This window comes from Streptomyces flaveus (assembly GCF_014647675.1).
Lineage (GTDB): Bacteria > Actinomycetota > Actinomycetes > Streptomycetales > Streptomycetaceae > Streptomyces > Streptomyces flaveus.
The window spans coordinates 55,097-72,516 of record NZ_BMPQ01000011.1 but is presented as its reverse complement, the minus strand read 5'-3'; the positions used below and the strand labels follow the sequence as shown (position 1 = coordinate 72,516).

At 68.5% G+C, this 17,420-nt stretch carries 17 protein-coding genes and 2 pseudogenes; 13 read left to right on the top strand and 6 right to left on the bottom strand.

The window, feature by feature from the left end; genetic code table 11:
* Window positions 1–53: 53 nt before the first annotated feature.
* Window positions 54–827 (bottom strand): SDR family NAD(P)-dependent oxidoreductase, encoded by a 774-nt coding sequence (locus tag IEZ21_RS22580; RefSeq protein WP_246568026.1) that lies wholly within the window; start codon window positions 825–827, stop codon window positions 54–56.
* A gap of 183 nt (window positions 828–1,010) precedes the next feature.
* On the opposite strand from IEZ21_RS22580, the gene IEZ21_RS22575 reads away from it, so the two are divergent.
* The 5 genes from IEZ21_RS22575 (at window position 1,011) to IEZ21_RS22550 (ending at window position 5,169) form a co-directional block, all read left to right on the top strand.
* Window positions 1,011–1,850, top strand: a complete 840-nt coding sequence (locus tag IEZ21_RS22575) for an NmrA family NAD(P)-binding protein (protein WP_189323735.1) — start codon at window positions 1,011–1,013, stop codon at window positions 1,848–1,850.
* 277 nt (window positions 1,851–2,127) lie between these two features.
* Window positions 2,128–2,712, top strand: coding sequence for a TetR/AcrR family transcriptional regulator (locus IEZ21_RS22570; protein WP_189323734.1), 585 nt, complete (start codon window positions 2,128–2,130; stop codon window positions 2,710–2,712).
* Window positions 2,705–4,045, top strand: coding sequence for a GNAT family N-acetyltransferase (locus IEZ21_RS48630; protein ID WP_308429645.1), 1,341 nt, complete (start codon window positions 2,705–2,707; stop codon window positions 4,043–4,045). The genes IEZ21_RS22570 and IEZ21_RS48630 overlap by 8 nt, the downstream gene beginning before the upstream one ends.
* Window positions 4,046–4,159: 114 nt before the next feature.
* Window positions 4,160–4,318: a hypothetical protein gene (locus IEZ21_RS22555; RefSeq protein WP_189323733.1), complete on the top strand. Its 159-nt coding sequence runs from the start codon at window positions 4,160–4,162 to the stop codon at window positions 4,316–4,318.
* A complete protein-coding gene (locus IEZ21_RS22550; RefSeq protein WP_189323732.1) occupies window positions 4,315–5,169 on the top strand; it encodes an alpha/beta fold hydrolase in 855 nt (284 codons plus the stop codon). Before IEZ21_RS22555 ends, IEZ21_RS22550 begins: the two co-directional genes overlap by 4 nt.
* Before the next feature lie 61 nt (window positions 5,170–5,230).
* Here the strand turns inward: IEZ21_RS22550 and IEZ21_RS22545 are convergent, their stop codons facing one another.
* Window positions 5,231–5,704 carry an NUDIX hydrolase gene (locus IEZ21_RS22545; RefSeq protein WP_189323731.1) on the bottom strand — a complete coding sequence of 158 codons (474 nt, stop codon included), beginning with the start codon at window positions 5,702–5,704 and terminating at the stop codon, window positions 5,231–5,233.
* A gap of 33 nt (window positions 5,705–5,737) precedes the next feature.
* Window positions 5,738–6,741: pseudogene (locus IEZ21_RS22540) on the bottom strand (IS5 family transposase).
* Between the two features lie 197 nt (window positions 6,742–6,938).
* Here IEZ21_RS22540 and IEZ21_RS22535 point away from each other — a divergent pair.
* Window positions 6,939–7,223, top strand: coding sequence for a putative quinol monooxygenase (locus IEZ21_RS22535; RefSeq protein ID WP_189323730.1), 285 nt, complete (start codon window positions 6,939–6,941; stop codon window positions 7,221–7,223).
* A 4-nt stretch (window positions 7,224–7,227) separates the two neighbouring features.
* On the opposite strand, the gene IEZ21_RS22530 is transcribed toward IEZ21_RS22535, so the two are convergent.
* Together IEZ21_RS22530 and IEZ21_RS22525 are read right to left on the bottom strand one after the other, a co-directional pair.
* The gene (locus IEZ21_RS22530) at window positions 7,228–7,524 is read right to left on the bottom strand and encodes a DUF397 domain-containing protein (protein ID WP_189323729.1); all 297 of its coding nucleotides are present in this window, start codon (window positions 7,522–7,524) and stop codon (window positions 7,228–7,230) included.
* Window positions 7,505–8,359: a helix-turn-helix domain-containing protein gene (locus IEZ21_RS22525; RefSeq protein WP_189323728.1), complete on the bottom strand. Its 855-nt coding sequence runs from the start codon at window positions 8,357–8,359 to the stop codon at window positions 7,505–7,507. Before IEZ21_RS22525 ends, IEZ21_RS22530 begins: the two co-directional genes overlap by 20 nt.
* Window positions 8,360–8,587: 228 nt before the next feature.
* Here IEZ21_RS22525 and IEZ21_RS22520 point away from each other — a divergent pair, with 228 nt between their 5' ends.
* From IEZ21_RS22520 to IEZ21_RS22510, 3 genes are all read left to right on the top strand, one after another.
* Complete coding sequence (locus IEZ21_RS22520; protein ID WP_189323727.1) at window positions 8,588–8,953, top strand: ATP-binding protein; 366 nt, start codon at window positions 8,588–8,590, stop codon at window positions 8,951–8,953.
* A gap of 64 nt (window positions 8,954–9,017) precedes the next feature.
* Complete coding sequence (locus IEZ21_RS22515; RefSeq protein ID WP_189323726.1) at window positions 9,018–10,403, top strand: hypothetical protein; 1,386 nt, start codon at window positions 9,018–9,020, stop codon at window positions 10,401–10,403.
* Window positions 10,404–10,419: 16 nt separating this feature from the next.
* Window positions 10,420–11,145, top strand: coding sequence for a hypothetical protein (locus IEZ21_RS22510; RefSeq protein WP_189323725.1), 726 nt, complete (start codon window positions 10,420–10,422; stop codon window positions 11,143–11,145).
* 99 nt (window positions 11,146–11,244) lie between these two features.
* On the opposite strand, the gene IEZ21_RS22505 is transcribed toward IEZ21_RS22510, so the two are convergent.
* Window positions 11,245–11,991: a class I SAM-dependent methyltransferase gene (locus IEZ21_RS22505; RefSeq protein ID WP_189323724.1), complete on the bottom strand. Its 747-nt coding sequence runs from the start codon at window positions 11,989–11,991 to the stop codon at window positions 11,245–11,247.
* A 288-nt stretch (window positions 11,992–12,279) separates the two neighbouring features.
* Between IEZ21_RS22505 and IEZ21_RS22500 the strand changes: the two genes are divergently transcribed.
* From IEZ21_RS22500 to IEZ21_RS22490, 4 genes and pseudogenes are all read left to right on the top strand, one after another.
* Window positions 12,280–12,843 (top strand): cysteine hydrolase family protein, encoded by a 564-nt coding sequence (locus tag IEZ21_RS22500; RefSeq protein ID WP_189323723.1) that lies wholly within the window; start codon window positions 12,280–12,282, stop codon window positions 12,841–12,843.
* 132 nt (window positions 12,844–12,975) lie between these two features.
* On the top strand, window positions 12,976–14,130 hold the full coding sequence (locus IEZ21_RS22495) for a serine hydrolase domain-containing protein (protein WP_189323722.1): 1,155 nt from the start codon (window positions 12,976–12,978) through the stop codon (window positions 14,128–14,130).
* 90 nt (window positions 14,131–14,220) lie between these two features.
* A pseudogene (locus IEZ21_RS48625) lies at window positions 14,221–14,370 on the top strand (NF041680 family putative transposase); the annotation flags it as partial.
* A gap of 823 nt (window positions 14,371–15,193) precedes the next feature.
* Complete coding sequence (locus IEZ21_RS22490) at window positions 15,194–17,392, top strand: GDSL-type esterase/lipase family protein (RefSeq protein WP_189323721.1); 2,199 nt, start codon at window positions 15,194–15,196, stop codon at window positions 17,390–17,392.
* Window positions 17,393–17,420 lie beyond the last annotated feature (28 nt).

The window sequence follows — 17,420 nt, the reverse complement described above, 5'->3', positions numbered from 1 at the left end:
CCTTGAGAGGGCCGCGCCCCCTCCCCCGTCGCCTCCCTCCTTCGCCACCTGCGTCAGCCGGCCGTCCACCCGCCGTCCACGGCCAGTGCCGACCCCGTGGCGAACGAGGCCCGGTCGCTGCACAGCCACAGGGCCGCCTGGGCGATCTCGACGGGATCTGCCATGCGTTTCTGCATCTGGCGGGCGACGAAAGCAGGCCCCAACTCCGGGTAGGCATCCACTACCTGGTTGATCATTTCTGTGCGGGTGGTGCCGACGACGAGCGTGTTGATGCGAATATCGTGTGCCGCGTACTCGGCCGCTGCGGCCCTGGTCATGCCGAGCACCGCGTGCTTCGCGGCGACGTAGGGCACGGGGGCTCCGGTGGCCCCCATGGCCGCGGTGCTGGACGTGTTGACGATCGCGCCCTTCCCCGCTTCGAGCATCACCGGGATCTGGGAGCGCAGACAGTTCCAGGTGCCGCTGACGTTGACGGCCATCATGCGGTCGAAGAGGGCCTGGTCGAGCTCATGCAGAGGGGCCAGGTCGTCGCCGGCGAAGCCTGCGTTGTTGAAGGCCGCGTCCAAGGCGCCGAAGTGCTCACGGGCCGCGTCCACGGCGCGCTGTACGTCCTGGGCGACCGAGACGTCGCCCGCGCTGATCGCCGCCCGGCCGCCCGAATCGTTTATCTCCTGGGCTAAGTGCTTCAGTACGTCCTCGCGGCGAGCCATCAGGAGAACCGCCGCTCCCTCGGCGGCGAACAGACGAGCGGCCGCTTCTCCGATACCGCTCGACGCACCCGTGATCATGACGGTCTTACCGGCCAGCATTCCATTCGTCTCATTCATGCGGCGAGTAAACCTTCTGAGGCCCCTGGAGCACACCCCTCAAGAAGTCATCTCATTTGGCTCCTCGCCTTCACCTCCGCCGTGAGCGGCGGAGCACCACCGATGAACTTGGTAGACGAACGGATATGGACCTGAGTCTGCATGGCATGGTCGGGGCCGACGGCGGCTGGTTCAGTGGAGGCCATGAGCGACGAGATGATCTTGGTGACGGGTGCTGCGGGCAAGACGGGACGCAGGGTGGTACGGCTGCTTGAAGAGCGGGGCGTGGGGGTCCGCGCGGCGTCCCGTTCGGGTGCGGCGGCCTTCGACTGGTCGGACCGCGGTACCTGGGAGCCCGTACTGCGCGGCGTGACGAAGATGTACCTGGTGCACCCCGTCCTCGGCAGCCCGCAGGCCGCTGAGGACGTCGCCGCGTTCGCCCGGCAGGCAGCCGCCGCCGGAGCCCGGCACGCGGTGCTGCTGTCCACACCCAGCGATGCCTGGGGCCCCGCCCAGGAACACGTACTGGCCACGGAGCGTGCGCTGGAGCACGCGGGCCTGGAGTGGACCGTGCTGCGGGTGCGCTGGTTCTTCCAGAACTTCAGCGAGGACTTCCTGTACGACCCCGTGCTGAGCGGCGAGGTGCGGCTGCCGGCCGGGGACGGCAAGGAGGCGTTCGTCGACGCCGACGACATCGCCGAGGCGGCGGTCGCCGCGCTCACCGAGGACGGGCACGCCGGGTGGTGCTACGAGGTCAGCGGCCCTCGCCTCATGTCCTTCGCCGAAGCGGTCGAGGAGATCGCCCGGGCCACCGGCCGCGACATCCGTTACGTATCGCTGACCCCTGAGGAGTACGCGGAGGAGCAGCGCGCGCAGGGTGTACCCGAGGAGTGGATGCAGCTGTCGATCGGCCTGTACGAGCACGTGCGCTCCGGCGGCCTCGCCACACTCGGCGACGGTGTCAAGCGCGCGTTGGGGCGGCCTGCCCGGGACTTCTCCGACTACGCCAAGGCCGCGGCCCGGCAGGGCGTCTGGAACACCTGACACCCCCAGCATGGGCAAGCCCAGCAGAGCAAGGGCCGCGACAGCAGGGAGAGTTGAGGCGGGGCGCGAGGCCCGCGTGGAGGCGGTGCTCCGGATTCGGGAGCACCGCCTCCGCGTTTTCCTCGCCACGGTCGGCGCGCTCGTCCTCGCGTGGCTCGTCTCCCAGCACCCGCAGACTGCTCAAGCAACTACAGCGGTAAGCGTGGGAAACGTGCTTACATGAGCCGCCAACCTAGGAGGCCTAGGTTCTGCCATAGGTGACCGGAGGTGACACCCCATGGCCCGAGCCGGGCTCACGACCGCCCGCGTGGTCGAAGCCGCCGCCGAACTCGCCGACGAGGTCGGGTTCGAGAAGGTCACCGTCACCGCGCTGGCGCGGCGGTTCGGGGTGAAGGACGCGAGTCTGTACTCGCACGTCAAGAACGTGCAGGAGCTGCGTACGCGGCTCGCGCTGCTGGCGGGCGGCGAGATGATCGAACGGATCGAGCTCGCCGTGGCCGGACGAGCCGGAAAGGACGCGCTGGTCGCGTTCGCCGATGCCTACCGGGAGTACGCGTTGGAGCACCCTGGACGGTACGCGGCCACGCAGATCCGGGTCGACCCGGCCCTGGTCGCCGACTCGGCCGTGTTCCGGCGCACCGCCGAAGTCACGTACGGCATGCTGCGCGCCTACGGCCTCACGGAGCCCGACCTCACCGACGCCGTACGGCTGCTGCGCAGCACCTTCCACGGCTACTGCCACCTCGAATCGAGCGGCGGGTTCGGCCACCCCCGCGATGTCCAGACGTCCTGGGGCAAGGCCGTCGATGCCCTGCACCTCGCCCTGGAGCACTGGCCCCGGGAGGAGAAGAATCATGTCTGAGACCACCCCGCCGTACGAGGTGCGCGGCAGCGGACCCGTGCTGCTGGTCATCCCCGGTGGGGCCGGGCATCCCATGGGCCTCGACGGGCTCGTGGAGCGACTCGCCGACCGGTTCACCGTGGTGACGTACGACCCGATGGGTCTCTCGCACGGCCGGCTCGGCGAGCCCGTGGAGGACCAGCGGGTGGAAGCGTGGAGCGACGGCGCGCGTCAGGTGCTCGACTCGGTGCTTCCCGGCAGCGCGTCCGCATACGTCTTCGGCAGCAGCTCGGGCGGCATCGCCGCGCTCGACCTGCTCACCCGCCACCCGGACCGGGTACGACACGTTGTCGCCCACGAGCCGCCGAGTGTGACGGTACTGCCCAATGCCGCGCGGCACTGGGGGATGTTCGAGGAGGTGTATGAGATGTATCGCGCGGAGGGTCTCCAGGCCGCGATGGTCCGACTCAACGCCGGGCTGGAGGACCGGGCTTGGGAAGCCCCGCCATCCGTCGGTACCTCCCCGACTCCCGCATCACCGTCCATCCCCGACAACCCCATGGCCGTGTTCGTCGTCCACGTCCTGCGCCAATTCACCGCGTACGTACCGGACTTCGCCGCCCTGAAGCCCCTCTCCGCCCGGCTCACCCTCGCCGGTGGACACGACTCACGCGGCCAACTCCCCCACCGCACCGCGCGCATGCTCGCCCAACGAAGCGGCAGCGACTTCGTGGAGTTCCCTGGCAACCACATCGGCGCGGTCACGCATCCCGTTGACTTCGCGGAACGTCTCGCGGAGAGGCTGCCTCCGGTCACCGCCCCAGGTGTCCCGCTCACCACTCAGGGCGTGCAGACGCGACAGGCGTGGCCTGATGACGCATCAGCGGTTGCTGGGGTCTATGTGCGCTCCTGGCAGGCGGCCTTTGCGGGGCTCGTTCCCCGTCACTACCTCGACGCCATGGACCGGAGCCGCGAAGAGGCCGAGTGGAAGGCACGCATCGCGGAGGCACAGTGGCCGTGGACGGGAGTACTGGTAGCCGAAACCGAGGCGGGCATCGTCGGGTTCGCAAGCTTCGGCCCGTCTCAGGAGACCCCTGCCACCGCGGAAATCGGCACGCTCTACGCGATGCCCGAACTCTGGGGCACCGGGATCGGAAAGCAGTTGATGCGGGCCACGCTGACGACCCTCGGGCAGGCCAACTACACGCAGGCCACCTTATGGGTCCTGGAGGACAACGAACGGGCCCGGCGTTTCTACGAAGCCGCCGGCTGGCGCCCGGACGGAGCGGCCGTGGAGGACACCACCGGCGGAGCCTCTCTCAACAAGTTGCGCTACCGCCGCCTCCTTGGCTGATGTTCTGACCGGGGTGGTCCACCGGGTTGTTCCTCGTAGTCAGTCCGCTGAGGGGCAGCGGCTGCAGAGGATCGTGCGTCGGGCAGCATCAGCTCGGTGCGCTACCGGCGCGCGATGAAGCTGCTGGCCTCGGCCAGCAGCCATGTGCCGTTGATCGCCCAGCCGGTCCGGGCGCTTGCTCAAGTTGCACCGCAAGTGCGCACTTCACGTTCGACGGAGATCGTTAATCCGGTGTTCGAAATACTGTGTGCCCCCTACCGTGAAGCCCAATGACACTCCTACATGCTCATGACCATGGGGGCGATGGCCCGCAACTGGTTCTACTGCACGGTTACTCACGGTCGCTCACCGACTGGGACGCCGCGGCCGCCCTGCTCACCGCCGGGCACCGTGTCCTCGCCGTCGACCTTCCCGGGCACGGCCGCTCTCCCGGTATCTCCCCCTGGATCATCCCCACCGTGGTGCGGGACATCGCGGACACGCTCGACGCGCAGGGTGTGCCGGAGGCCGTTGTGGTGGGCCATTCCCTCGGCGGACTGGTCGCGGTCGAGTACGCCCGGGCGAACCCGGACCGTGCCCGTGCCGCCGTGAATCTCGACGGCTTCTGGTGGGGACGCGAGTACCCCGGCGCGGAACGGGTGAGTGAGGGGCTGCTGGCGTCGGCCGGGACCATCGCGCCACCCGAGTACATCGAGGAGCAGGTCATCAACGCCGCCCGGTTCGGGATTCCCGCCGACCGTGCGGAGGCCGCGGCCCGCGCGGCCACACGCCCGTTGCCCGACGGCAAGTGGCAGACACTGCCGAGACGGGCGGAGGCGCTGGAGATCGTCGACGAACTGCACAGGCTCGGCGCACTCGGTGTCACCACATGGCTGGACGGGGTCGACTGCCCGCTGCTGCTGGTACAGGCTGGCCGACGGCTACCGCCTGCGCCTGGCATGGAGTGGTTCGACGATTTCAGCGCCCGGTTCGCACAGGGCGTCTCCGACGAGCTGGCTGCGCTCTCCCGCACCCGGCCGACGATCAGCGTCAACCGGATTTACGCCACCCATCCCATGATCCTGGAGACTCCCGAAGCGGTGGCGACGCTGGTCGCCGGGTTCGTTCAACGACTGCCCGACTGAAGCTGCACTGAAGTCGATCCGGGCAGCGCAGCCTGACCAGGAAACTCGGCAACCTTCCGGGTCAAAGAGCGAGATCGTGCCACGGTCCTTCCGGGGCCAGGGCTGCGAGAACGGCCGGCAGTTGCGGCGGCTCGATCCGATCCGGCAGCGAGTCCAAGTCGGGCCACGCGACCCAGGCGTATTCGTCGAGGTTGGCCCGTTCATCGGGGAGCAGGCCGGTTTGCACCAACTCCGGTCGGTCCTCGGCGAAACAGGCCACGAAGAAGTGTTCCTGCCCGACGTACCGCTTGCCGTTCCACCGCACGTCACGCTCGACCGGCACCGAACGGTCAAGGACCGCGGCCGGGTCCAGGCCGGTCTCCTCGGCCAGTTCGCGACGTGCGGCCGTCAGCGGGGTCTCGCCCGGTTCGATGCCCCCGCCGGGCGGCTCCCAGAGCCGTGCCCCGTCAAACGGATCACGCCAGTGGAGAAGCAGCAGACGATGGGCGGCGTCCAGGCAGATCACCCGCGCGGCGGGCCGATGTGTCGTCTCCACAGTCTCGACACTAGGGCCTGTGTGATGTTGTGATCATCCAGTTGCCTTCAGGAGGTCGTCGATCCAGATCATCGAGGCACGGAGGTGGAGGCCGGCGAGGTAGCTCTCGGGCGTCTTGTCGTATCGAGTCGCGATACCGCGCCATGCCTTCAACTTGTTGATGAGCCGCTCGACGGTGTTCCGCTCCTTGTAAAGATCGCCGTCGTGGCGTGTGGGGCGGCCGCCCCGGCGGCCCTTCTCCTTCCGGTTGGCGGACTGGTCCTTCTTCTCCGGGATGGCTGCCTTGATGCCGCGTTTCCGCAGGTAAGAGCGGTTAGCGCGGGACGAGTAGGCCTTGTCCGCGGCGACAGCGTCGGGCCGGGTTCGAGGACGGCCGAGAGGCAGACGGACCCGTACCTTCTGCAACACGGGGACGAACTGCGGGCTGTCGGCGGCCTGTCCTGCGGTCAGGACGAGCGACAACGGACGGCACTTGCGGTCCGCGGCGAGATGAACCTTGCTCGTCAGCCCACCACGGGATCTACCGAGCAGGGCTTGGTTCAAGCGGAGCTTGCGCCGTCGCCTGATACGCCGCCGCTCTTCCCGCTCGGGGCCGTCCCTGCCGTCCTGTCCGTTCTGTTCTGGCGGGCCGCCCCCTTTTGCCGGGCCCGCTCCTGCTCGGCGGCAGCTTCTTCAAGGGCGTCCATAACCTCCTTGCCCATGCACATCCCGGCGGCGTCGTGGTGGGTGCGGGCAGTGGTGGAGTCCATGCTGACCAGGGATAAGTCCGTCTGTCCCCGGCGGGCGGCCTCCGCGATCATGCCTTCCAGAAGAGCAGAGAAGACCCCGGCGTCCCGCCAGACACGAAAGCGGCCGTAGACCGTAGGCCACGGTCCGAACTCGGAGGGCATCTCGCGCCACTGGGCGCTGGACCGGAACCGCCAGATCACCCCTTCGAACTGCTCCCGCAGCCGTTCGGGGTATGGACCGTACTCGCCTATCGGCAGATACGGCTCGATGAACTCCCATTGCTCGTCGCTGAGTTGCCTACGTGTCACACCCAGGGTCCTACCAGTTCCTGCCCCCGCAAGGGACCAAAACCCGAGATTGATCACGACCTCACACAGGCCCTAGGCGGCATCTCGTCGTGTGACCGATGAGTTTGCCGTGCCGCTGTGGTCTATCTCCGCAGCGGCGCTGTCGAAAGCCGGTCGCACCGCACCACAGGCGAGTATTCACAGGACTTGGAGCAAACGTGATCATCATTGCCGGAAAGCTCTACGTGGACGCTGCCGCCCGCGACGCGTACCTGGCCGGGTGCTCGAAGGTGATCGAGCAGGCTCGGGCCGCCCCTGGCTGCCTCGATTTCGCCCTGTCAGCCGACCTGATCGAGGCGAATCGGATCAACGTGTACGAGTGTTGGGAGACGGACGAGGACCTCGAACGCTTCCGCGGCGCGGGACCCGAGCCTGAGCAGGCGGCTCAGATCCGCGACGCCGCGGTGAGCAAGTACCGGATTTCCGGTGTCGAGGCTCCATAAGCGATCAACTCGTCGGTACGTCGCCGCCCTTGAGTGCGGTGATAAACGGGGCCCAGGCGCGGGCGGGGAACAGGAGGGCGGGGCCCCGGGTGTTCTTGGAATCGCGGACGGGGACGAGGCCGGGGAGGTCGTCGTAGACCTCGACACAGTCCCCGCCGGAGCCGTTGCTGTAGGTGCTCTTGCGCCAGCGGGCGGCACCGACGAAGCCCTCCGCAACCTCCACGCAGTCTCCGCCGTCACCGTTGCTGTAGCTGCTCTTGCGCCAGACAGCAGCGCTCAAGTCAATCCGGTTGCTTGCCATTTCGGTAGTCCTCTGCCGCTGCCTCGATCATGGCGAGGGACGCCTCCGGCGGCAGTGCGGCGGCCCTGAGCCGATCGTATGCCTTGCGGTAGCTCTTCACGAGGGCCGGATCGTCGATGGTGTCACCGCTGTACGACGACTCCGTGTAGACGAGGGGCGGGGCATCCGGGAAGGTCATGATCTTGACCATGCCCAGCATGAGCGGGTGCGGTCCGCAGTTCCACGGAAGGATCTGTGGAGCAATCCGGCGCCGCCGCGCCAGCGCCGCGATCCTCTCCAGCTGTACAGCCATCTCCTCCGGCGGGATGATCGGGTTGCGCAACAGCACCTCTGGCAGGACCACCCAGTACTCCGGCTGCTTGTGGTCGTCCTCGAAGAGGCGGGCCCGCTCCATCCGGGCGCTCACCTTCTCCTCCACCTCGTCGTCGGACATCAGCGGGTGAGCCGCCAGGACGACGGCCCGTGCGTACGCCGGCGTCTGCAACAGCCCGGGAATGCCGGTGGGGCACCACTCCTCGATGCTCTCGGCGCGCTCCTCCGCTTCCAGCACCCGCTCGAAGTACCCCGCGTATCCCTTCCGCTTGGCCTTCCGCACGTCCTCGCACCGCCGCCCGAAGAACCCGTCCGTCTTCAGCACCCGGTCCACATGTACGGCGAGATCCTCGGGCATTCTCCGCTGCCCCCGCTCGATCTCACTCAGGTAGGAGGGTGCGTAGAAGCTGCCCTCCACCGTCTCCTGCAGCGTGAGCCCCATCTCCTCCCGCTTCCACCGCAACTCCTTGCCGTAGAACTCCGGAACGCTCGCCGAACCGTCAATGTCCTTGCGCCCAGCCATCGTTGACCACCTCTTCCACACCCGGGGCCGTGGACCCCAAACCCCTTTTACGGTACGCCGCCTGACGTCAATGTGTGACGAGTTCGTCACTCAACGCACAGGAAGGCGTACAGCCATGACCCACCACGACGACCTCCACGACCTACAGGACTGCGTGGAACAGCTCCGCACCGCGCTGGAAGCGAACGGCATCACCCTGCCGTCGCTCGGCGTCGAGGCGGCGGGCCGATGAAGCCCCTGACCCTCGAACTGCTCGTGGTCCCCAAGGCCGTTCCCGAGGTCCGTCGTGCCGTGCGCGAGCACTTGGGCGGGCCCTGTCCCGAAGTGCAGCTCTGTGTCAGCGAGTTGCTGGCGAACGTGATCAATCACCTGGGCGAGGGCACGCCCGTGACCGTCCGTCTGACCCGTACGGACGGTGGTCGTACGCGCCTGGAGGTCAGCGACCCGGACGCGTACTCCTGGCTCATCCAACGTCGTCCGGGCCCGGACGACGAGACGGGCCGCGGCCTCCTCCTGCTCGATGCCGTCGCGTTGGACTGGGGCGTGGAGCAGGGGCCGGGCGGCAAGACGGTGTGGTGCGAGTGCGCCCTGTGAGGAGCACTTAGACTGGAAGCTTCGCCATGACCCACATGTGCCGCCCCTGGGGAGGGAGCGCGCCTTGACTCAACAGCAGCTGGGACGGGGGCCGTTGAGAACGGATCCCGTGCCGCCGGTGCCGGACGGTCCCCGGCCACCCCGCTTTGTGCGGTGGCTGGGCGGCTTCGGCTGCGTGGCCGCCGGTTACGCGGTGTTCCAGGCGCTGTTCGGCCTGCTGCCGGACAGCATCGACGGGCAGGCCGCACGGTATGCGATCGCCGGGGTCGCCGGTCTCGGTACGGCGCTCGCGGCCTGGCTGGCGGCGGAGCTGCTGCGGGCTCGGTCCGAGCGCAACGGCCTTGCGAGGACTGGGCAGTTCAACGCGGGATCGGCGTCGCTGTCGGGGCCGGGACCGCTCCCCCAACTGTTCTCGTCGGCGTACGACGCTCTCGCCGAGCAGCTCTGCGTGGTCGACGATCCGGTGTGCGGACGGCTCACCGGCTGGCCGCACTCGCTCGGCGAGAGCGCGGGCCGGCCGACGCCGGTCGGTACGGCGTACGGGCTGCACATCGCGCTCGATCTCGGCGTCCCCGACGGGCGGTTGAGCACGGGCGAGCTGGTCGAGACGCTGTGGCGGCTGCGCCTGCCGGACGGCGGCTGGTCGGCGCGCTCGCAGGGGACGGTGGCCCGGCCCGAGGTGACCGCGCTGGTGCTCGGCGCACTGGCCCGGGCCGGTGCGGACCCGGCTCGGGTGGCCGCGGAAGTGGCGCACTGCGAGTCGGGCTTCACGCTCGAACTCGACCGCAACGGACGCGAGTTGACGCATGTCGTGACGACCGTGCTGCGCGGCCTGCTGCGCGCCGCACCCCGCTCCGACGTACTGCCGATCCTCCAGGAGGCCCTCGTCGACGGCGCCGTCACCGACCCGCGCCGCCAGCACCGCCGCTGCTGGAGCTACCGCCTGGCGCCCCGCCACGGCCCGCCCTCCCCGCTGCACACTTCGCAGGCCGTGGTCGCCCTGGATCGCGCGGCCCGTGTCGTGGGCGAGAGCGCCAACGCGCGCGCCGCCCGCGAGGACGGCATCCGCTGGCTGCTGGCCTGCCCGGACGCCCCGCACGACTCCTGCCTCGACCTGACCAGCCTCCGCGAGGAGGTGCGCAGGCCACGCCCCGACGACCCGTCACGCCACGAGGTCCTGAACGTACGGCACTTCACCGCCTCCTGGGTCGTCCGCGCCCTGCTCACCCCGGCTGCCCACGACATCGCGCGCGAGGACGGCATGGAGGCGGAGTGGCGCGAGCGGCTGGACGGCGCGGCCACCGCCGTGTGGGCGGCACAGACGGACGGCATATGGACCTGGCCCCGCGAGGACACCACCAGTGAGCTGCGCCGTCCCATGTGGATGACCTATCAAGGTCTTTCGGCGCTGCGCGCTCATGCCGTATGGATGTACCAGCCGCATGGCTGAGTCGGAGGGAGCGTGCATGGGTGGTCGGCAGGTCCGGGCGGCACGACAGCTGCTGGCCGAGGCACTGGACGGCGAACTGCCCGAGCACGAACGAGTGTTGGCGGCCCGCACCGTCATCGCCGAACTGGGCTCTCCGGCCCGGCTGTTGGAGCTGACCGCCGAACTCGCCTCCGGCGAAGGCGACCCGGAAGGCTGTGCCCGGCTCTCGTACCGCCATGTCCTCGGCTTCGACAAGCTCCTCCTCATCGACGGCGGCCCCCACCACATGCTGCGCGCCCACCTGTGGCACGCAGGGCGCGGCGCGGTCGGCAAGGAGGACATCCACAACCACCGTTCCCCGCTTGCCTCTTACGTCGTACGCGGGCAACTGACGATGGAGTTGTACGCGCCCGAGCCCGACGGAGGGGTCGAGGCGGACCGCTACCAGGAGTCCCTGTCCGACGAGTCCGCCGACTGGCTCCTGGAGCCCGCGGGCCCGTCCCGGCTACGTCTGACGCACGTGGCGCAGTACGCGGCGGGCAGCACATACGCCCTCCCCGCCCACACCCTGCACCGCGCGTGGACCGAGACGGCGGAGCCGACGGTGACGCTCTTCCTGGAGACGGGCAGCGGACGGCGACGCCACACCGATGTGTTCACGGCGGCGGGACCTCATCCGGGCGCGGTGCCGAAGGTGCCCATGAGGGTGGAGGAGTATCTGAGGGAACTCGACGCGCTGGCGGAGCTGCTCAGGAGCTCGTAAAAGCCTGCGCCTGAGCCCCACATGACAAGTTGAGTTGGGCTTCGACACAGGTCAGAGCCCTATCGCATGGACGGATCCACCCGCTGACCTACTGCCGTGTCAACGGGTAGCAACGGCCAAGCTGACCACGTAGCGCTCCTCGACCGTCCCGTTAGGGAAGGCTTCAGTCAGGAGGTCGCGCTCAGCGGCCAGGAACGTCTCGGTGGCGTTCTTGCCGAGGACGAGGAAGTCGGAGTAGCTGGCGAGATTCGCGAGATGCGTTTCGAGTGGGACGCTCCTCGTCCACGACACCTGCCGGGTGACGAAGCTCAGTTCGGGCGGCAGACGGCGGAATCGGGCCATGGGGTCGGGTTCGCTGTCCTCGGCGCCGAATAGGTGGCGCAGGCGGGCGTCTTGGTCGGCTATCCAGCCGACAGTGCTGTCCGAGTCGTTCCACCAGAGGGCAAGTGTGCCGCCGGGGCGCAGCACTCGGAGGGCTTCCGGGACGGACTTGTGCGGGTCGGTCCAATGCCAGGCCTGGGCGTAGGTGACGATGTCGATGGACTCGGAGGCCAGTGGCAGGTTGTTGCCGTCACCGAGCACGACGGGGACATCGGGCAGTCTGCGACGGAACTGGGAGGCCATTCCGGGGCCGGGCTCGATCGCGATGACGCGCGCACCGCGGGCGTGCAGGAGGGCGGTTGCCAGCCCCGTGCCGGCGCCGATGTCCGCGGCGCGGGCGCCCTTCAAGGGGCGGTCGGCGAGTTCCTCGACCGCATCGAGCAGGGCGGACGGATACGAAGGGCGGTTCGCTGCATAGCTGGCGGCGGCCTTGTCGAAGGAACGGGCCTGCGAAGTGATCGTCATTCGACCATCCTCGACGGTCCGAAGTGCCTGGCACAGCACTTTGACGCCGTTTCCCGGCACGGCATCACGTGGCTCCCGACGGTGGCTTCGTAACTGATGGGCGGCACCGCTTATCACCGAGTCTGGACAGCACTTGGTGATCGCAGGGCAAGAAAATGTCGATGAGAACCGACACCGGTCATGGGCGCGCTGCGGCGCGACGCTGATGAGGATCTCCGAAACCTCCACCGCGGCTCGGTTGATCCACCAGACTTGCTCCTGTTTCCCAACGGAGAAGGGGCGGCAGGCATGGCGAACAGTGCACTTCTGGTGATGGACGTCCAACGGGACGTCGTGGCCATCGCCGACGACGGTTCCGGTTATCTGCCGCGCTTGCGCAGGGCGATCGACGGTGCCCGGGCTGCCGGCATCCCCGTGATCTACGTGGTGATGGGGTTACGGCCGGGCGATCCGGAAGTCAGCCCTCGCAACAGGGTGATGACAAACGCCGTGCGGGCCGGCCTGTTCACCGAGGGGGCCCCTGGCACCGAGATCCATCACGACGTCGCGCCCCAGCGGGGCGACGTCGTGGTCACCAAGAGGCGGGGGAGCGCGTTCTCGGGCAGCGACCTCGACTTGGTGCTCAGGGCTCGCGATATCGACAGCCTTGTTCTCACCGGCATCGCCACCAGCGCTGTAGTGCTGTCCACCCTGTGGCACGCCATCGACCTGGACTTCGACCTCACCGTCCTGGCGGATGCCTGCCTCGACACCGACCCCGAGGTGCACACGATGCTCACCGAAAAGCTGTTCCCGCAGTGGGCAGATGTCCTCGCTGTCGAGGACTGGCTCAAAGCCATCGCACCGCAATAGCGGGATGTCGCCCGGTCGGGCCTGGGACGCGTCGGGTACAGCGACTTCCACACAGCCCGACCGGTCGGTATGTTCAGGGGAGCCGGGGCCGCCCTTCCGCGCCCGGTGTTCCCGGCGGACGACGGAGGACCCATGCCCCAGGCTCAGGGCCACTGCGAGACACGCTTCGAGGCGGTGCGCGTCGCGTTCGAGGAGAACTTCCGGGAGCGCGACGAGCTGGGCGCGGCCGTGACCGTCACGGTGGGCGGCGAGACCGTGGTTGACCTGTGGGGCGGCTGGGCGGATGCGGCGCGGACGCGTGTCTGGGAGCGGGACACGCTGGTCAACGTGTGGTCGACCACGAAGGGGCCGACGGCGCTGTGCGCGCACATCCTGGCCGACCACGGGCTGCTCGACCTCGACGCGCCGGTGGCCGCGTACTGGCCGGAGTTCGCGGCGGCGGGCAAGGAGTCGGTGCTCGTACGGCATCTGCTGTCGCACCGGGCGGGCCTGGCCGGGCTGCGTGAGCCGCACTCGTTGGAGCAGCTCTACGACTGGGAGCTGACCACGAAGCGCCTCGCGGCGACGGAGCCCTGGTGGGAGCCGGGCACGGTCTCGGGTTATCACGCGCTGACGTACGGCTTCCTGGTCGGTGAAGTGGTGCGGCGCGTCTCGGGGCTGCTGCCGGGCGCGTTCCTGGAGCGGGAGGTGACCGGTCCGCTCGCCATCGACTTCACCGTGGGACTGCCGGAGAAGGAGGCCGGGCGCACGGCCGAGCTGGTGCATCCGCCGGCCGCCTCGTCGAGTGAACAGGCGGCGATCTTCAGCCAGTTGGCGCCCGTGGCGCTGGCCGCACTGGCCAATCCCCTGGCGGGCGCGACCGAGGCCAATACGGCGGCGTGGCGGGCCGCCGAGATCCCGGCCGCCAACGGGCACGGCACGGCACGGGCGGTCGCCGCGCTGTACGGGATCTTCGCCGGGCGCGGGTCGTACGGTTCGCATCGCGTCCTCTCGCCGGAGGCTGCTGAGCGGGTCCGTGAAGGGCAGGGCGCCTGCCGCGATCTGGTGCTCGGCGCCGGCTTCGAAAACGAGACGGAGATCGGCCTCGGCCTCTGGCTCAGCGACCCCAACAACTCCTACGGTCCGAATCCGAGGGCTTTCGGACACGACGGATTCGGCGGCTCCTGCGGTCTCGCTGATCCGGAGGCAGGCGTCTCGCTGGGCTACGTCATGAACCGCATGGGGCCGCACATCGCCGACGACCCTCGGAAGATGGCGCTCATCGACGCCCTCTACAGCGTGCTCTGAGAGGCGGGGACACGCCGGCTGCGGGGTGACGGGTCACGTGGCCCCGTGACGGCGGTTTCGGAGCACCTGCAGGAGGGGCCAGAAGCCGTGCGACAGCCTCTGCACTGCCCGGCCCGTGCGCCGAAACCATCAACTCCCGGCCTGGTAAGGCCACTTGGCTCGAAGAATCGCCACCCGGCCACCCGTTACGACGTGGGAAAGACGGCCAAACGCCCCGAGAACATCACCGAACGCAACCAAACTTCACGTCCGTACGTGCCTTCGTCCCCGTTCGGCGAGGGCGGATGGCCCAACCCTGGAGAACGCGCCTGCCTTGAAGTGCGGGTGAACCCGCACCTGGCGCGCGGTGTCTTCGCAGGAATTTGTGAACGCAACGCGCGTAACTGTGAAGGTGTGGTGTGTCAAAGCCGGCCGGAGTCGGGCGCGCCGATGAACGTTGCGTAGGTGGGCGGGGCCTGTCGTTCCGCGCTCGGGCGTGGTCTCGGGTGCCGAGGCGGCGGCGGTGCTCCCGCAGGCGGACTGCGAAGGGGAGGGGGAGTTGGGCGCGTCCAGCCTGGGCGGGGGGACGGGTATGCGAAGCGTCTGGTGGGTGCGGGTCCTTCTTGGCCGAAAGCCCATCTACCAGGGATTTTTCTCGCCTGTCGGCGCAACTGCCCAGCTTTCTTGGGGAGGTTGAAAGGGCTTAATCATTGCCCGATGACAGGGGTATGTGACATCAGTGGCAGCTGATAACCTGCGCGAACTCTGAGGCCGCCTGAGGCCCCAGGGTCCCCCGTAATGGACGCGACGAGATGTCGCTTCATCGCTTCGGACCGCCCCGAGGCGGCCGGTATCGGCCTCCGGGCCGAAGCCCGGCGGGCCTGGCGAAGGCCGGTTCTTCCGGGGGCAGCTTCGAAGGCGCAAAGAAAGTGGACGAATGGAAAAGACCCCGATAACGGGCGCCGGGCCGACGCCCGGCGCCCGTGCGCGCAGACGCCGTTCCCGATGGCTCAGCGGGAAGTTCCTGGCGACCTTCCTCGCCGGGGCCACGCTGCTGGGCGGCGGCGCCCTGGTGCTCCCGCAGTTGCAGAAGGCCGACGCCTCCCAGGACGATGCCCCCAGCCGTGGGATGCGGTCGAATCGTCCGGAGATCGACCTCAAGCGCGCCCACCAGGCGGCGGTCGACTACCTGGTTCGCTCCGGCATGACGCGCAGTGCCGCAGAGACGCGGCTGAAGAACCAGGAACGGTCCCGGCAGGTCGCCCGCAAGCTGCGGGCCGAGGCGCCGGGTGACTTCCAGTCGCTGTACATCAACCGCGCCGGCCGGCTGGTGGCGAACGTGGTGACCGAAAGGGGCGCTGCGCTGGCACGCGCTGCCGGAGTGACGCCACACAAGGTGGCTGCCGGCTGGAAAGAGCTGACGGGCATCAAGGAGCAGCTGCTGGCGTCGGTGAAGAACAGCGATGGCCTGAGTGTCGGTATCGATCCGAAGAGCGGCACCGTCAACGTCACCTACTCCTCCGGCTTCTCCGCGAAGGACCTTGCCTCGCTGCGGGCCAAGGCCAAGCAGTACGGCGATCTGGTGACGGTCACCAAGGGCGCGGGCACGCTCCGCACCACCGCAGACGCCAATCCCGGAAGCGGCTTCACCACTGCTTCGGGGGGAAGTTGTACGGTCGGGTGGGGAATCGACATCTCCGCTCTCGACCCAGGAGCCGAGGGAGGATCAGCACACGCCGACGGCTTCATGTCCGCCGGCCACTGCCTCCAGAACAACAAGGGTATTCAGATCAACGGCCAGGACGCCGGTACCGCGTTCAACGTCCACCTCGGGCCGGAGGGCGACTTCGGCATGGTCAGGCTGAATGCCCAGTTCTCCAGCCAGCCAGAACTCGCATTCATCGAGGACCCGGTCACCGGGGTGGACCGTAATCCGATCGTGGGCACCGCCGTCTGCAAGCTCGGAATGACAACCGACTACACGTGCGGAGAGATCACGGAGCTCAGCGCAAGCAGCAGATCCCGGATGGCCGACGGCACTATCGCATCCATCAATGGGCTGATCAGGACAAACCTCTGCGCTCAGGGCGGCGACAGCGGCGGCCCGGTCTTCACGGAAAGCGGCGATTCGGTCATTGCCATCGGAATCGTCCAGGGGGGCCGGGCAGACAAAGATGGCAACTGCGGGGAGAAGCAGAACCCGCCGGTACCGAACAGCACCAATGTCCAGCCGATCGACCCCATCGTTCCGGAAGGCAGCCCGTACCAGCTGAAGCTTGCCGATGACGGGTCACAGGGCGGCAACGGCCGACCGCCGGAGCGCCAGCCCCGGGACCTCGAGCCCGGCCGACCGCCGGAGCGCCAGCCCCGGGACGTCGCCGGCATGCTGGACAACCGACTGGATTACGTCGCCCTCGGCGACTCCTTCTCGGCCGGCACCGGCGCCGGGCCGTACCTGCCCAACGACAAAACGATCACGCCGGTCGGCGGCCTGGAAGTGAACAACCCGCCCGCCTCGGTCAACCACAACAACAACTGCCAGCGCAGTGAGCAGGCCTACGGCCCCCTGACCGCCAAGCTGGACACACTCTACGGAAATGTCACCGTCGGCAACTTCACCTTCGCCGCGTGCGCCGGGGCGATCACACAGAACGTCGTGAACGGGCAGCTGGACGCGCTGAGCCCGGAGACGGAGCTGGTGACGCTCACCATCGGCGGCAACGACATCAGGTTCGCCGACGCGATGAGGGAGTGCGCCAAGCCCGTGGGGTTGTTCTCGGAGAAAGCCTGCTCGGACGCGCTGAACATATCCGAGACGCTCATGATGAACCTGGAGGGGCGGCTGACGGAGACCTACCAAAAGGTCCTGGCCGCCGCACCGAATGCCCGTCTCATCGTCCTCGGATACCCCAAGCTGTTCGATGAGCAAGGCTCGTGCACGCTCACGCAGAACCGCATCAACCCCTTCCCGAACGTGCGCAAGCGCATGAACCATTCCGCCGAGACTCTCAGCCAGGTGGTCCAGAACGCGGTGAAGCAGGCTGGGCGACGAGTCCAGTTCGTGGATCCCCAGCCGGCCTTCGACGGACACGGCGTCTGCTCAGCGGACCCCTTCATAACCGACCCGGGCACCATTGGCCTGCTCCACACCGAAGACTCGTACCACCCCAACGCCAAGGGACATCAAGCGTACGCGTCCCTGCTCAAGGAAGCGGCGGACGACCCCGTCCCGGCGAACACCTACAACCGGGGCTGCTCGGCGATCAATCGCTGCCGCAGCTGAGCCGGTGACCCCGGGCGCAGGGCTCCGC

What these genes read in the sequence shown, in the direction of transcription:
- IEZ21_RS22495 (WP_189323722.1), top strand. Translation starts at nt 12,976, where the DNA reads ATGCCCCAGGCTCAGGGCCACTGCGAGACACGCTTCGAGGCGGTGCGC.
- IEZ21_RS22500 (WP_189323723.1), top strand. Translation starts at nt 12,280, where the DNA reads ATGGCGAACAGTGCACTTCTGGTGATGGACGTCCAACGGGACGTCGTG.
- IEZ21_RS22570 (WP_189323734.1), top strand. Translation starts at nt 2,128, where the DNA reads ATGGCCCGAGCCGGGCTCACGACCGCCCGCGTGGTCGAAGCCGCCGCC.
- IEZ21_RS22520 (WP_189323727.1), top strand. Translation starts at nt 8,588, where the DNA reads ATGAAGCCCCTGACCCTCGAACTGCTCGTGGTCCCCAAGGCCGTTCCC.
- IEZ21_RS22550 (WP_189323732.1), top strand. Translation starts at nt 4,315, where the DNA reads ATGACACTCCTACATGCTCATGACCATGGGGGCGATGGCCCGCAACTG.
- IEZ21_RS22580 (WP_246568026.1), bottom strand. Translation starts at nt 827, where the DNA reads ATGAATGAGACGAATGGAATGCTGGCCGGTAAGACCGTCATGATCACG.
- IEZ21_RS48630 (WP_308429645.1), top strand. Translation starts at nt 2,705, where the DNA reads ATGTCTGAGACCACCCCGCCGTACGAGGTGCGCGGCAGCGGACCCGTG.
- IEZ21_RS22555 (WP_189323733.1), top strand. Translation starts at nt 4,160, where the DNA reads ATGAAGCTGCTGGCCTCGGCCAGCAGCCATGTGCCGTTGATCGCCCAG.
- IEZ21_RS22530 (WP_189323729.1), bottom strand. Translation starts at nt 7,524, where the DNA reads ATGGCAAGCAACCGGATTGACTTGAGCGCTGCTGTCTGGCGCAAGAGC.
- IEZ21_RS22575 (WP_189323735.1), top strand. Translation starts at nt 1,011, where the DNA reads ATGAGCGACGAGATGATCTTGGTGACGGGTGCTGCGGGCAAGACGGGA.
- IEZ21_RS22525 (WP_189323728.1), bottom strand. Translation starts at nt 8,359, where the DNA reads ATGGCTGGGCGCAAGGACATTGACGGTTCGGCGAGCGTTCCGGAGTTC.
- IEZ21_RS22510 (WP_189323725.1), top strand. Translation starts at nt 10,420, where the DNA reads ATGGGTGGTCGGCAGGTCCGGGCGGCACGACAGCTGCTGGCCGAGGCA.
- IEZ21_RS22505 (WP_189323724.1), bottom strand. Translation starts at nt 11,991, where the DNA reads ATGACGATCACTTCGCAGGCCCGTTCCTTCGACAAGGCCGCCGCCAGC.